Raw genomic sequence first — 14,598 nt, forward strand, 5'->3', positions numbered from 1 at the left:
GTTCAGAGGAGCAGTCTGGTGGCGGGCGCCCGCGTCGCGGGCACCGCCTGCGCCGAGGTCCTCCTCGACCGCGGCGCCGCCGTCACCGTCTACGACCGGGACGACTCCGAGAACCTCCGCGCGCTCGCCGCCCGCGGCGCGCGGACGGCCACCGGCGCGTTCGACCCGGCGCTGCTCGACGGCATCGAGCAGGTCGTCCTGTCGCCCGGCTTCCCACCGCACCACCCGGTCGCGACCGCCGCGCGGGACGCGGGCATCGAGGCGTTCTCCGAGCCCGAACTCGCCTGGCGCCTGCGCGAACCCGGGGCCGCCCGCTGGCTCGCCGTCACCGGCACCAACGGCAAGACCACGACCACGACGATGCTCGCCGCGATGCTCGCGGAGGGGGGCCTGCGCACCGCGGCCCTCGGCAACATCGGCGTGCCGCTCGTCCACGCCGCCAACGGCCCCTACGACGTGATCGCCGTGGAGCTCTCCAGCTACCAGCTCCACTGGTCCACTGAGCTCGCGCCGACCGCCGGGGCCGTGCTCAACCTCGCGCCCGACCACCTCGACTGGCACGGCGGGTTCGACGCGTACGCCGAGGCCAAGGCCACGGTCTGGCGCGGCGGCGAGGCCGTCGCCAACCTGGACGACCCGTCCGTGGTCGCCCTCGCCAAGCACACCGACGCGCACGTCACCGGCTTCACGCTCAACCAGCCCGAGCCGGGCCAGTTCGGCGTCGCCCTCGGGTTCCTCGTGGACTACACCGGGGACGAGCCGGTCCAGATCTGCTCGGTCGACCACGTGCGCCCCGCGGGCTGGCACAACGTCGCCAACGCCCTCGCGGCCGCCGCGCTCGCCCGGCAGGCCGGGGTCTCGCATGCGGACATCGCCGAGGCGATCCGCACGTACACGCCCGAGCCGCACCGGAACGTCGCGTTCGCCGAGCACGGCGGGATCACCTGGGTCGACGACTCCAAGGCCACGAACCCGCACGCCGCGGCCGCCGCGCTCGCCGCGTACGACTCGGTCGTGTGGGTCGCGGGCGGGCAGCTCAAGGGCGTGGACGTCGACGGGCTCGTCGCCGAGTACGCGCCGAAGCTCCGCGCCGCGGTCCTCATCGGACAGGACCGGGCGCTCATCGCCGAAGCGCTCGCGCGACACGCCCCCGGGGTCCCCGTCGCGGTGCTCGACGGCGGCGACGATGCGGTGATGACCGACGTCGCCGCCCGCGCCGCGGGCTTCGCGCAGCCCGGGGACACCGTGCTGCTGGCCCCGGCCGCGGCCTCCTACGACATGTTCCGCTCCTACGCGCACCGCGGCGACGCGTTCGCCGCCGCCGTCCGGGGGCTGATCGGGGGCGACGCCGGGTGAGAAGCGGGTTCACCGAGATGCTCCGCGGCCTCCTCGACCGGCCGCTCGCCTCGTACTACCTGCTGCTCTCCTCGGCGGGCCTGCTGCTCACCATCGGCCTGGTGATGGTCTTCTCCGCCACCATGGTCGAGTCCTACGAGGCCACCGGCAACGCGTTCGCCGTGATCCTCCAGCAGGTCATCTGGGCGGTCGTGGGCCTGGTGTGCTTCTGGGTGGCCCAGCGCCTCCCGGCCCGCACCTACCGGGCGGTCTCGCGCCCGCTCCTGGTCGTCGCGATCCTCCTCGGCCTGTTCCTGGTCGTCATGTCCATGACGCAGGACGAGAACGACAGCTCCGGGATCGCCACCGACAACCTGTGGATCCACATCGGGCCCGTGCAGTTCCAGCCCGCGGAGGTCGCGAAGTTCGCGCTCCTGCTGTGGGCCGCGGACTCGCTGGTGCGCCTGGGCCCGCGCATCGCCTCCTGGCGGGACCTCGCGATCCCCATGTTCCCCATCGCGGGCCTGCTCATGATCATCATCGGCTACGCGGACCTGGGGACGATGCTCATCATCGTCGCGATGTTCATCGGGCTCCTGTGGGCCTCGGGCGTGCCGCTGCGCATCCTCGGGGTCCTGTTCGGGACGGCCCTGGTCGGCTCGGTCCTCCTCATCGCGTTCGAGGGGTACCGCATGGAGCGGATCATCTCGTTCTCGCGCCCCGAGGACTTCGCCGACACCTGGGGCTACCAGGCCATCCAGGGCTACTACGCGATCGCCGACGGCGGCTGGTTCGGCCTCGGCCTCGGCGAGAGCCGCCAGAAGTGGGAGTGGCTCCCCAACGGCCACAACGACTTCATCTTCGCGCTCATCGCCGAGGAGCTCGGCGTCGTCGGCTGCCTGGTGATCCTGGCGCTGTTCGGCGTGCTCGTCTACACGGGATTCCGGATCGCGCGCCGCTCCGACGACGCGTTCCGGTCCCTCGTGGCCGCGGGCGTGACGATCTGGATCGCGGGCCAGGCGTTCATCAACATCGGCGGCGTGCTCGGCCTCATCCCCATGACCGGCGTCCCGCTCCCGTTCATCTCCGACGGCGGCACCGCGCTCGTCGTGGTGCTCGCGGCGGTCGGGATGCTCGCCGGGTTCGCGCGTGCCGAACCCGACGCGGCGCAGGCGCTGCGGGCGCGCAACCCCTCCCGTCTCGTACGCTTGCTCTGGGCCCCCCTGCCGCCCGCACCCCGCTCGGAGTCCGACTCCGAGTCCCCGAGTCCCACGACCAGAAAGAAATGACGTTGGCACAGCTTCGATCGGTCGTCCTCGCCGGCGGCGGCACCGGCGGCCACATCTACCCGCTCCTGGCCTACGCCGACTGCCTGCGCCGCCACGACCCCCACGTGCGCGTCACCTGCCTCGGCACCGAGAAGGGCCTGGAGAACGACCTCATCCCCAAGGCCGGGTACGACCTCCGCAACGTCCCGGCGCACCAGCTGCCCCGCAAGGTCAACCTCGACCTGCTCCTGACCGCGCCCCGGATGCTCAAGGCCATGAAGGCCACGCGCGACATCCTCGACGAGGTCCAGGCCGACGTCATCGTGGGCTTCGGCGGGTACGTCGCCGTCCCCGCGTACCTCGCCGCGTGGCGCCGCAAGACCCCCATGGTCATCTTCGAGTTCAACGACCCGCCGGGGGTCGCCAACAAGCTGGCCCTGAAGTTCAGCGACAACCTCGCGCTGGGCTTCCCGCACCTCGCGCAGGCGTCGCCGATCCTCGCCGACGGCGAGTTCACCGGCGTGCCGCTGCGCCCGGCGATCAGCCACCTGGACCGCAACGCGATGCGCGGCCAGGCGTGCCAGTACTTCGGGCTCGACCCGCGGCGCCCCGTGCTGTTCGTGTACGGCGGCTCGCAGGGCGCGGCCTCGATCAACAACGCCGTCTCCGGTGCGGCGCAGATGCTCTCGCACCGCGGCGTGCAGGTCCTCCACATCACCGGCGCCCGCCGCGACGAGCCCGTCCACGTCCCCGAGGGCCTGCCCGTGCCGTACCGGACGCTGCCGTACCTCGACCGCATGGACCTCGGCTACGCCGCCGCGGACATGGTCCTCGCGCGCGGCGGCTCGATGACCGTCGCCGAGGTCTCGGCGCTCGGCATCCCCACCGTGTTCGTGCCCATGCCGTGGGGCAACAAGGAGCAGTACCGCAACGCCGGGCCGGTCGTGGCCGCGGGCGGCGCGATGTTCTGCGACGACGAGAACCTCAGCCCCGGCTGGATCGCCGAGAACCTCATCCCGGTCATCACCGACCGGAACCGCGTCCTCCAGATGTCGCAGGCGGCGGCGGCCTTCGGGTCCCGCACCGGCGACGAGGCGCTCCGCAACTACACGCTGAAGGTGGTCTCGCAGGCATGAGCGATCCGAACGACCTGACCAGCCCGATCGACGAGGGCGTCACCGCCGAGGACCTCGGGCGCGTGCTCTTCATCGGGGTCGGCGGGGTCGGCATGAACGGCCTCACGCGCCTGTACGCGACGCGTGGCCTCCCCGTCTCCGGCTCGGAGCTGAAGGACTGGCCCTCGCTGCCGGAGCTGGAGCGCCTCGGCGTCACCATCCACCGCGAGCACGTGGCGTCCAACCTGGACGGCGTCGACACCGTGGTGCGCTCGACCGCGCACAACGACGAGCACCTCGAAGTCGCCGAGGCCCGCAGGCGCGGCATCCGCGTCTACCACCGCTCCGAGGCCCTCGCCGCGGCCATGACCGGCCGCCGCTCGGTCGTCGTCACCGGCACCCACGGCAAGACCACGACCACCGCGATCATCACGCAGATGCTGGAGCACGCGGGGCTCGCGCCGTCCTATGTCAACGGCGGCGAGAACATCGGCGCGTTCACCGGCGCCCACGGCTCGGGCGACCTGTTCGTGGCCGAGGCCGACGAGTCGGACCGGTCGTTCCTGCGCTACCGGCCCGAGGTCGGGATCGTCACCAACATCGACGTGGACCACCTGAACACCTACGGGGACATGGAGTCCCTGACCGAGGCGTTCGAGCGGTTCTGCCGCAACACCGACAAGGACGGCCTGCTCGTCCTGTGCGCCGACAACCCCGGCACGCTCGGCCTCGCGAAGAAGCTCCGAGCCGAGGGCCGCACGGTCGCCACCTACGGGTTCAGCGACGGCGCGGACGTGCAGCTCGGCGACGTCGAGTCCAGTGTGGACGGCGTCGACTACACGGTGCTCTACGAGAAGCAGGTCCTCGGCCGCTTCCACCTGCCCATGCCCGGCCGCCACATCGCCCTCAACTCGACCGCCGCGGTCGCCGTGGGCCTGTACCTGGGCCTCGAACCGGAGGACATCGCCGCCGGGATCGCCGCGTTCAGCGGCGTCAAGCGCCGCTTCGAGAAGCGCGGCGAGAAGGACGGCTACGCGGTCTTCGACGAGTACGCGTACCACCCGACCGCGATGACCGAGGCCGTGAAGACCCTCAAGGAGGTCGCCGGGGACGGCCGCCTCATCGTGGTCTTCCAGCCGTACCGCGCCTACCGCACCATCGCCATGCGCGAGGAGATCGCCGCCGCGCTGTCCCTCGCCGACCGCGTCGTGGTCATGGAGATCTTCGGCCCCGGCGAGGACATCCCTGAAGGCGAAGGGGGACAGGCGCTCCTGGACGCGATCGTCCTCCACGCCGACGACAAGGTCTTCGTCCCCGAGTGGGACGACGTCCCCGCCGCGGTGCGGGCCCTCGCCTCCGAAGGCGACGTCGTCGTCACCATGGGCGCCCCGCCGGTGTCCCTGATGCCCGACGACCTCCTGCGCTGAAGTAAGACGCGAGACTGAACGGGGCGGTGCCTGAGGGCGCCGCCCCGTACCATTTCCCATACGGGGTCCAACTCGATATCGATTCAACGACCATGTCCTCAGGCGCTCGCACGGCCCGAGGAACGGAGAATCCGGTGGAAATGTTCGACTACCCCGCATATCGCCTCACCCGCATGGACTCCCGGGACCCGGAGTCCATTCTCGACCACATCGGCGAATGGTCGCATTCCCTCCCGATCCGCGATCTCGTCGCGGAGTTCGGCGGCACGCTCCCCACCGGCGGCCACGCCGACGCCCTCCGCTACCTGGAGGACTTCTCCGCGGAGCACTGGGACTTCCGGGGCGGCCGCGAGCGCAGCCAGGCCGAGCACCGCGACTTCGAACCCGGCACCGCCCGCCTCGTCCAGGCCGCCGCCTACGCCCTCGGCCTCGGCGCCACCACCTACCCGTCCCACGACGAGTACCGGCACGTCCTCATCCTCGGCGGCAAGATGCGCACCTGCACCGCCCGCGCCGAGTTCGCCGCCGAACTCCTCCGCAACCTCGTCGAGGCCCCCGAGGTCTCCGGCCTCGGCAGCTTCCGCCCGACCGACTACGCCGAGCGCGCCGCCGCCCCCGTGCGGCCCGCCGACGGCCTCGACTTCGAGGTCGACGCCATGGAGGCCGCGATGGTCCGCGCGTTCACCCTCACCGGCACCCCGTACGAGCAGTCCAAGGGCGACCCGTACGCCGACCCCAACCGGTCCTGGAAGATCCGCACCTACAGCGCCGTGGACGGCCTCTCCCCGCGCACCGAGGGCCGCTCCGCGCACGTGGTCGCCGCCGACGCCTCCGACCCGGCCGCGACCCGCGCCAACACCGTCGACACGTGCCGCTTCTGGGCCGACCGGGTGGCCGTCCTCGAACCGGGGGACCGCGTCCTCGTCGTCACCTCCTCGATCTTCGTGCCCTTCCAGCACTGCGACGCCGTTGCCACCATGGGCCTGCCCTACCGGTGCGAGATCGACACCGTCGGCGTCGACCTCGCCGGGACGACCCTCCACCCCGACGCGACGATCATCGGACAGTACCTCCAGGAGATCCGCTCGGCGATCGTCTCCATGCGGCGCCTGAGGGACGCCGCCGTGCGCCGCCAGCGGCGGCGGCCGTGACCCCCGGAGGCGCGGCTCCCGAGCCGGACGCCCACTGGCCGGGCGAGATCGAGAGCGGCGACGACTTCGCCCGCGCGCCCTCCGCCCACCCCTTCGCGGCCCGCATCGCGGGCCTCGTCGCCGACGACGCCTGGCGCGCCGAATTCTGCCGCGGCTTCGAGGCCCACCTGCGCGCCCGCCGGATCGGCCTGCGCGGCTACGCCGACTCCAGCGACCGCGTCACCGCCTTCACCACCGGCCTCCGGGACCGCGAACCCCGCCCCGTCTCGATGGTCTTCCGCGCCTTCAAGAAGGCCGTCTACCAGCGGGCCGCCGACCGCCTCGACCGCGACCTCCCCGGCTGGCGCCCCCGCGTCCGCACCGAGACCGGCCTGCGCGTCCTCGGCCTCGCGCCCGCCGACGGCGAGGGCCTCGCCGGGTACCCGCTCGCCCGCGAATGGCTCTGGTACCACCCCCTGTGGATCGAACCCGTCGGCCTCGACCTCCACCAGGACGAGGCCCAGCGCCGCCTCGCCGCCGCCGTCCCCGACCAGCCCGACCCCGCCCCGAAGCGCCGCCTCGCCGCCCTACTCGAACGCTCCGGCGACGACCTCCTCCGATCCGAAGACCTCGGCGAGGTCCACGACCACCTCGTCGACCAGATCCTCACCGAATCCCTCCTCGACGCCGTCGCCCCGCCCCCCGGCTACGCCCCCTACCGCGAAGTCCTCGTCAAGGCCCGCAAGGTGAACCAGTCCGCACCCGCCGCCCCCGCGGCCGCCCCCGCCGTCGACACCGGCCTGCGCGACCGGCGCACCACCGACGAGTTCCGCGACCGCCTCGCCGTCTACCGCGCCTCCGGCTCCGACGAGGCCCCCGCGTGGCTCCTCGACCACGAGCGGCTCCACGACACCGTCGCCGCCCTCGTCCGCTCCCGCGAGTTCCGCACCGAGAAGGCCGACCTCGCCGGAACCCTCGCCCGCCTCGCCGCCCGCGGCGCGCTCCACCCGCGGGACGTCAAGGGCGTCTTCGGCACCCTGAACTACCTCGCCGTCCACATGACGAACGCCGGGATCGCGTTCCCCGCGGACTTCACCGGCTCCCTCGGCACCCTCGCGCTGGCCGACAACGGCCCGTTCACCGGCGCGCTCCTGCGCGTCCAGGCCCTCCTGGAGTCGAAGCGCCACCGGTACGGCGCCGCGAAGGTCTGGCTCGACGCGAGCCGCGGCTACCTCGACCGGTGGAGCGGCGCGTGGACCACCGCCGAAGCGGACGCCGTGGGCTTCGCCGAGGCCGACCAGCAGGTGTGGCTCGCCGCGGGCGGCACCGAGCTGCGCCTCCTCGAATACCACCTGTCCTACCCGTTCCTGGGCACCGCGCGGCTCTCGCCCGAGCGCCTCTCGCCCCTGGTCCGCCAGGGCCGCAGGGCCCTCGACGCGGCCGCGCAGGGCGTCGGGAAGCTGGAGCACCTCACCCGCGAGCACGGCCTGCCCGCCGCGAAGCGCTACGACCGCGCGTCCACCGCGAAATGGAAGATCGCCGCGCAGATCATGTTCGTGCGCGCCCTCCTCCTCCAGGCCACCGTGGACGCCGTGTGCCTGGACGTCCACCGCGCCAACGGGACCCGCACCGCCGACCGCGAGGAGATCGAGCGCTCGGTGGGCCTGCTCCTCGGCGCCGCGAAGCTCGAATACGCGATGCTCACGGAGAACCGCCTCGAACCCGCCCACATGCCGACCCTGACCCAGCTCGCCATGCACTACGCGTTCCTCAACGGCTCGCGCCTCATGCGGCCCGGCGGCAACCCCGCGAACCTCCGCCTCATGCCCGCGTTCCTCACCACCGCCCGCGGCGGCGGCCTCGACCTCAAGGCCGCCACCGCGTTCCTCGTCGCCAAGGGCTGGAACGCCGGCATCCTCGCGAGCATCACCTCCCCGCAGATCGTCGCCACCCTCGCCCGCCGCAGCGCCCCCGACGCCCTCCGCGCCCGCTTCCCCGAGGACCGCGACCTCGTCACGGCCAGCCCGTACCGCCTGTGGCGCGCCGAGAACCGCGAGGAGGCCGCGCTCATGCGGGACCTCACGATCGGGCGGTCCCCGCGCCGCGTGTGACCGGGATGTCGCAACCGGTGGGTACGATGCGGACAGCAGACGACATCCCCCACCCCCGGCAGGTGAACGCCCCATGCCGTCCGTCAAGAAGCTCATCGCGGACGCGAAGCACCAGGGCCGCAAGCGGCTCGACCTCTCCCGCAGGAACCTCACCTCGGTCCCCGAGGCCATCAGGGGCCTCACCCACCTGACTGAACTCGACCTCTCGGTCAACGGCCTCACCCGCCTCCCCGACTGGATCGGCGACCTCCCGGACCTCACCGTCCTCAACCTCTACGGGAACCGCCTCACCGCCCTCCCCGAGTCCCTCGGCGGCCTCGGGAGCCTCCTGTGGCTCAACACCGGCGACAACCAGCTCACCGCCCTCCCCGCGTCCATCGGGCGCCTCGCGGCCCTGACCCGGCTCGACCTCGACCTCAACCGGATCACCGCATTGCCGGGCTCCATCGGCCGCCTCACGCGCCTCGTACGGCTCGACCTGTCCCGCAACCGCCTCACGGACCTCCCGACGTCCCTGGAGCGCCTCCAGGCGCTCACGTGGCTCGACGCGGGCCACAACCGGTTCGGGACCCTCCCCGCCCCGATCACCGCGCTCACCGGCCTCACGTGGCTCGAACTCTCCCGCTCCGGGCTCACGGAGCTGCCGGACGCGATCGGCCGCCTCGTCAACCTCACCCACCTCGGCCTCGGCGACAACCGGCTCTCCACCCTGCCCCGCTCGATCGCGTCCCTCACCGCGCTCGACCGACTCATCCTCAACGGCAACCAGTTCAAGGAGCTGCCCGACCACATCGGCGCGCTCACCGAGCTCACCCGCCTCGACGCCGAGGGCAACGGCCTGCGCACCCTGCCCCGCTCCCTGTTCCGCCTCGACAAGCTCACCGTCCTCCACCTCGACGGGAACCTCCTCTCCGCCGAGCAGCGCGGCGCCGCCGAGACCGGCCTCCCCGAGCTGCGCAAGCTCATCGAGCGCACCGACGTCGAGGGCGCCGACTTCCGCGAGTCGAAGCTCGTGCTCGTCGGCGAAGGCGAGGTCGGCAAGAGCTCCCTCCTCGCCGCCATGCGCGGCGAGCCCTTCGACCCCGACCGCGGCTCCACCCACGGCATCGAGGTGAAGACCCTCGAACTCACCGGCCCCGGCGCCGACCCAGCCACCGCGATCGCCCTGAACGCCTGGGACTTCGGCGGCCAGAAGGCATACCGCCCCACGCACCAGCTGTTCTTCACCGCCCCCGCGGTCTACGTCGTCGTCTGGAAGGCCCGCCAGGGCCCCATGCAGGGCTTCGTGGACTACTGGATCGACCTCATCCGCCGCCGCACCAGCGACGCGAACGTCAAGATCCACATCGTCGCCACCCACGCCGACGCCGAGGGCCAGCACCCCAGGCTCGACCAGGCCGGCCTGAGAGAACGCCACGGCGACCTCGTCGGCGGCTTCCACTTCACCGACTCCGCGACCGGCACCGGCATCGCCGACCTCAAGGCGGCCTTGTGGGAGTCCGCCGCCGCCATGCCCCAGATCAGCCGCGAGGTCCCCGCGAGCTGGAGGAACCTGCGCCGCAACCTCATCGAGAGCGGCGAGTCCTATCTCGAATACAGCGCCTACGAGCGCCGCGCAGACGCCTTCGGCCTCGACGCCGACGCCGCCCGCGCCCTCGCGCGCATCGCCACCCAGCTCGGCTACTGGATCCACTACCCCGAGATCCCCGGCCTCGACGACATCGTGGTCCTCAAGGGCGACTGGCTCTCCACCGCCGTCAGCCTCGTCCTGGACGACCCCGCCGCCGCGGGCGCCAACGGCCTCGTGGAGCACCCGCACCTCGGCGACCTCTGGGACGACCCCGGCCGCGGCCCCCGCTACCGCTACGATCCGAAGTTCCACCCGGCCCTCGTGCAGCTCATGGAGAAGTACGACATCTCCTACCGCATCGCCCCCGAGCCCGGCCGCCCCGAGTCGAGCCTCATCGCCCAGCTCCTCGACGAGGCCCCGCCGCCCCTGGACGAGGTCTGGGACGCGTTCGGGCCGCGCCTCGCCCGCGACGCGCAGCTGTGCGAGTTCCTGGACGCCAACGGCGCCAAGGCCGTCCCCGAGGGCCTCATGCACCAGCTGATCGTGCGCTGGCACCGCAGGTCCCTGGGCCGCGAGCGCTTCGAGGACTCCGTCCACTGGCACTCGGGCTTCGTCATCGAACCGGACCCGTTTTCGCGGGCCCTGGTCCGCCTGGAGGGGCAGCGGCTGCGCGTCGAGGTGAAGGCCGTCTACCCCGAGCAGTTCCTCCACGAGTTCGTGAACGACCTGGAGGCGTACGCGGGGGAGCTGTGGAGCGGCCTGCGGCTCAAGCGGCTCGTGCCGTGCGCGGGCGTGTGCATCGACCCGGAGGACTCGGAGGCGGGCCTGTTCGGCATGGAGCGGCTGCTGTCGCGCCGCCGCCTCGGCAAGAAGACCGCCGAGTGCCGCCGCTGCTGGCAGGACGTGCCGATCGACGGGCTGCTCCACCGCCGCCCCGCCGACGAGGAGCCCGAGGCCCCGCCGGTCCCCGGCGCGGTGCGGCCCCTCGGCATCGACGCGATCGGGCAGTGGACGCAGACCCAGGAGGAGCTGCGGAAGATCATCGGGCTGCTCTCGGACGAGGCGGTCCAGGGCCCGCGCCTCTACACGGTCGAGCTGCGCGACAAGCGCTCCTGGACCAAGCGGCTCACGCACGTGGGCGTCCGGGTGGTCCTGTGGTGCGAGCACTCGCACATGCCCCTGTACGTCCTGGACGACGACCCGACCAGCGGCGTCTTCGACATCGACGTGCCCCGCGAGTGGCTCCTCAAGTCGGCGCCGCTGATCCGCCGCACCCTCAAGGTCCTGGCCTCGACGCTCCTGCCGGGCGGGTCGGTCGTGCTGGACGCGCTCGCGCCCGCGTTCGACCCGGCCGCGATCCAGAACCACCTCGAACTCGCCGACGAGTCCTTCGACGTGATCGCCGAGATCGGCGAGGACGCGATCGAGGCCGGGGCCGAGCAGCCGTGGGCCGCCGGCTCGGGGAACGCCCGCTCGGGGGCGGAGCTGCGCCGCCTGCACGCGTTCCTGAACAAGGCCGACCCCGGCTACGGCGGCCTCGAACGGGTGCGGGACCGGGACCGGTTCCTGTGGGTCCACCGCGATTTCGCGGGGGAGTACGAGCCGGGCGTGCCCACCTTCGACCGGACATGACGAAAGGCGGGCGCCAGCGGCGCCCGCCTCCCTCTGAAGTCCTTCAGTCCCAGGGCATCCCGTTGCGCCAGTAGCCCATGAAGGCCCCTGACTCCTTCGGCAGGCCCAGCTCCTTGCGGATGGTGAAGCGGAGGGTCTTGACGACGCCGGTCTCGGCGGCGATCCACACGTACGCCCCGGCGGAGACGGGCGCCTGCGGGGCGTCCCAGATCATCTCCTCGCCGGTCTCCTCGAACTCGCCGGTCGCACCGAAGTCCATGGCCCGGGCCGCGTCGGTGACGGCGGGGACGAGCTTGTCGCCCCACACCGCGCCCTCGCGCGGCAGCCAGTGGACCTCGACCTCCTCGGGGGCGTCGAGCTCCAGGACGTCGGCGGCGGTGGGCACCTCGATGAACACCTTGCCGCGGGCGGTGACCGGGAGGTCCTCCAGGATCGCGGCGATCGCCGGGGCGGCGGTCTCGTCGCCCGCGATGAGCAGGTCCGCCCCCTCGGGGGCGTGGAAGTCGACGCCGCCGTGCGGTCCGTCGAAGCGCGCGTCCGGTCCCAGCAGCAGGAGTTCGTCGCCGACCTGGACGGTCTGGAGCCAGCGCAGGGCCGGGCCGCAGTGCTCGTTCGCGCCGGCCTCGTGGACGACCATGTCGACGTCGACCTCGCCGAGTTCGGGGCGGACGGCGCGCACGGTGTAGGTGCGGACCCCGCACTGCTCCTGCTCGGGGAGGGCGCGGAGCTCGGAGTACCAGCGCTCGGAGCGGGGCATCTTGTCGAAGCCGCATGCGGGGGCGGGGAAGATGAGCTTGAACCGCTGGTCGTTCCCGTTGTCCGCGAAGTGGGCGAGGGTGTCCCCGGCGAAGGTGACCCGCAGGAACGAGGGGCTGAGCCGCCGCAGCGCCCGCACCTCCCCGGGGAAGATGTCGAACGCCCGGACCGTCTGCTCCGGTGCCGCCTCGGCCTGTGTCTGCGTCGCCACGCGCTGCCCCTCCTTCGGGTTTAGGTTTGCCTAACCTTAGCCGACGCCCCGGCGTGCCGCCACCGTCCGGTGGGCGGCCCGTGCCATGATCGGTGCATGCGCGGCTCCGAAGACCCGGCCGGGCCCGGTCCCTGGCGGCTGGTCCACGTGATGCGCCGGGGCTTGCCCAACAAGAAGTTGAGGTACACGGTCCTCGGCGTGCTCGTCCTGCTCATCGCGGCGTTCGTCGTGCTCTGGACCGTGCCGTGGTTCCAGGTGCAGCGCATCGAGGTCGAGGGCACGTCGGTGCTCGACCCGGCGGAGGTGCAGGCACTCGGCCAAGGGGCCCTTGGGGACCCGCTGCTCGGCGCCGACCTGGACTCGCTCGCGGCGGCGGTCGCGGGGCTCGCGCCGGTGAAGTCGGTGGACGTCACCCGCTCGTGGCCCGACGCCCTGCGCGTGGACGTCACGGAACGCGAGCCGTATATGGCGGTTCCGTCCGGTGACGAGACTTTTCTCATGGTCGATTCCGAAGGTGTGGCGTTCGACGAGTCCGATTCGCCTTCCGGTTCTGTTTGGATAGTCGAACTCGACGATCCGTCACCGGACGACCTCGCCACCGTCGAGACCCTGAAAGTCCTCGACTCCCTTCCCAAGGGGCTCGCCGACGAGGTCGAACACGTCGAATCCCCGTCCCCCGCCGGGGTGACGCTGTTCCTCGACGGTGGACGGACGCTCACCTGGGGCGACGGTTCCGAGGGGGAGCAGAAGGCCGAGGTGGCCGATCGATTGCTCGCGGTCGGGTACGAACATGTCGATGTCAGCGCACCAGATGCCCCCACTGTGAGTTAGCGTTAAGGGGGAGCGGGTGTGCTTGCACATCCCGTTTGTCGCACCCAGGGCCGCGCGAAGGGGAAGGAAGGCAGCCGCGATGACACCACCGCACAACTACCTCGCCGTCATCAAAGTCGTTGGAGTCGGAGGCGGCGGCGTCAATGCTGTCAACCGGATGATCGAGGCGGGCCTCAAGGGCGTCGAGTTCATCGCCATCAACACCGACGCCCAGGCGCTCCTGATGAGCGACGCCGACGTCAAGCTGGACGTCGGCCGCGAGCTGACCCGCGGCCTCGGCGCGGGCGCGAATCCCGAAGTGGGCGCGAAGGCCTGCGAGGACCACCGCGACGAGATCGAGGAAGTCCTCAAGGGAGCCGACATGGTCTTCGTGACCTGCGGCGAGGGCGGCGGCACCGGTACCGGTGGCGCACCGGTCATCGCGAACATCGCCCGCAAGCTCGGCGCGCTCACGATCGGCGTGGTCACCCGGCCGTTCGCCTTCGAGGGCAAGCGCCGCCAGACCCAGGCGGTCTCGGGGATAGAGGATCTGCGGAACGAGTGCGACACGCTGATCGTCATCCCGAACGACCGCCTGCTCCACCTCGGCGACCGCTCGATCTCCATGATGGACGCCTTCCGCCTCGCCGACCAGGTGCTGCTCTCCGGTGTCCAGGGCATCACCGACCTGATCACCACGCCCGGCCTCATCAATCTCGACTTCGCGGACGTCAAGAGCGTCATGTCCGGCGCCGGCTCGGCGCTCATGGGCATCGGCTCGGCGCGCGGTGAGAACCGCGCCGTCGAGGCGGCGCGCGCGGCGATCGAGTCGCCGCTGCTGGAGCAGAGCATGGAGGGCGCGCGCGGCGTGCTCCTGTCGATCGCGGGCGGCTCGGACCTGGGCCTGTTCGAGATCAACGACGCGGCCGAGCTCGTCTCGGACTGCGCGCACACCGACGCGAACATCATCTTCGGCGCGGTCATCGACGACGCTCTCGGCGAAGAGGCGCGGGTGACCGTGATCGCCGCGGGCTTCGACACCGACGACGCCGAGTTCGAACTGGCGCAGCCGACCCGGATCTCGGCCCTGCCCGAGCAGAAGCCGGAGCCGGTCCGCGAGGCCAAGCCCGAACCGGAGCGCGAGTCCGCCTCGGGCAAGGTCCTGTTCGACGACGTCGACGTCCCCTCCTTCCTCAAAGAGGGCTTCTAGCGGCGGCGCTCCGTCGGGTCCCC

The 14,598-nt window shown here is 72.0% G+C and carries 10 protein-coding genes; 9 read left to right on the forward strand and 1 reads right to left on the reverse strand.

The annotated features are described in order from the left end of the window. Positions 1 to 18: 18 nt before the first annotated feature. From murD to AB0A65_RS21310, 7 genes are all read left to right on the forward strand, one after another. A complete protein-coding gene (gene murD, locus AB0A65_RS21280) occupies positions 19 to 1,356 on the forward strand; it encodes a UDP-N-acetylmuramoyl-L-alanine--D-glutamate ligase (RefSeq protein WP_359953629.1) in 1,338 nt (445 codons plus the stop codon). Between the two features lie 17 nt (positions 1,357 to 1,373). After that, the gene (gene ftsW, locus AB0A65_RS21285; protein ID WP_359953930.1) at positions 1,374 to 2,624 is read left to right on the forward strand and encodes a putative lipid II flippase FtsW; all 1,251 of its coding nucleotides are present in this window, start codon (positions 1,374 to 1,376) and stop codon (positions 2,622 to 2,624) included. Positions 2,625 to 2,626: 2 nt separating this feature from the next. Next, positions 2,627 to 3,739, forward strand: coding sequence for a UDP-N-acetylglucosamine--N-acetylmuramyl-(pentapeptide) pyrophosphoryl-undecaprenol N-acetylglucosamine transferase (locus AB0A65_RS21290; protein WP_359953631.1), 1,113 nt, complete (start codon positions 2,627 to 2,629; stop codon positions 3,737 to 3,739). Further along, a complete protein-coding gene (gene murC / locus AB0A65_RS21295) occupies positions 3,736 to 5,145 on the forward strand; it encodes a UDP-N-acetylmuramate--L-alanine ligase (RefSeq protein ID WP_359953633.1) in 1,410 nt (469 codons plus the stop codon). Before AB0A65_RS21290 ends, murC begins: the two co-directional genes overlap by 4 nt. A 140-nt stretch (positions 5,146 to 5,285) precedes the next feature. Beyond that, positions 5,286 to 6,296, forward strand: a complete 1,011-nt coding sequence (locus tag AB0A65_RS21300) for a hypothetical protein (protein WP_359953932.1) — start codon at positions 5,286 to 5,288, stop codon at positions 6,294 to 6,296. Further along, complete coding sequence (locus AB0A65_RS21305; RefSeq protein ID WP_359953635.1) at positions 6,293 to 8,386, forward strand: hypothetical protein; 2,094 nt, start codon at positions 6,293 to 6,295, stop codon at positions 8,384 to 8,386. The genes AB0A65_RS21300 and AB0A65_RS21305 overlap by 4 nt, the downstream gene beginning before the upstream one ends. 73 nt (positions 8,387 to 8,459) lie before the next feature. Beyond that, positions 8,460 to 11,588 (forward strand): COR domain-containing protein, encoded by a 3,129-nt coding sequence (locus tag AB0A65_RS21310; protein ID WP_359953637.1) that lies wholly within the window; start codon positions 8,460 to 8,462, stop codon positions 11,586 to 11,588. A 43-nt stretch (positions 11,589 to 11,631) separates the two neighbouring features. Here AB0A65_RS21310 and AB0A65_RS21315 read toward each other — a convergent pair whose 3' ends face one another. Further along, positions 11,632 to 12,555: a siderophore-interacting protein gene (locus tag AB0A65_RS21315; protein ID WP_359953639.1), complete on the reverse strand. Its 924-nt coding sequence runs from the start codon at positions 12,553 to 12,555 to the stop codon at positions 11,632 to 11,634. A 96-nt stretch (positions 12,556 to 12,651) separates the two neighbouring features. Between AB0A65_RS21315 and AB0A65_RS21320 the strand changes: the two genes are divergently transcribed. After that, positions 12,652 to 13,386 carry an FtsQ-type POTRA domain-containing protein gene (locus tag AB0A65_RS21320; protein ID WP_359953641.1) on the forward strand — a complete coding sequence of 245 codons (735 nt, stop codon included), beginning with the start codon at positions 12,652 to 12,654 and terminating at the stop codon, positions 13,384 to 13,386. A gap of 79 nt (positions 13,387 to 13,465) precedes the next feature. Continuing rightward, on the forward strand, positions 13,466 to 14,575 hold the full coding sequence (gene ftsZ / locus AB0A65_RS21325) for a cell division protein FtsZ (RefSeq protein WP_359953643.1): 1,110 nt from the start codon (positions 13,466 to 13,468) through the stop codon (positions 14,573 to 14,575). Positions 14,576 to 14,598 lie beyond the last annotated feature (23 nt).

This window comes from Glycomyces sp. NPDC047010 (genome assembly GCF_040644205.1).
Classification (GTDB): Bacteria; Actinomycetota; Actinomycetes; order Mycobacteriales; family Micromonosporaceae; genus Glycomyces.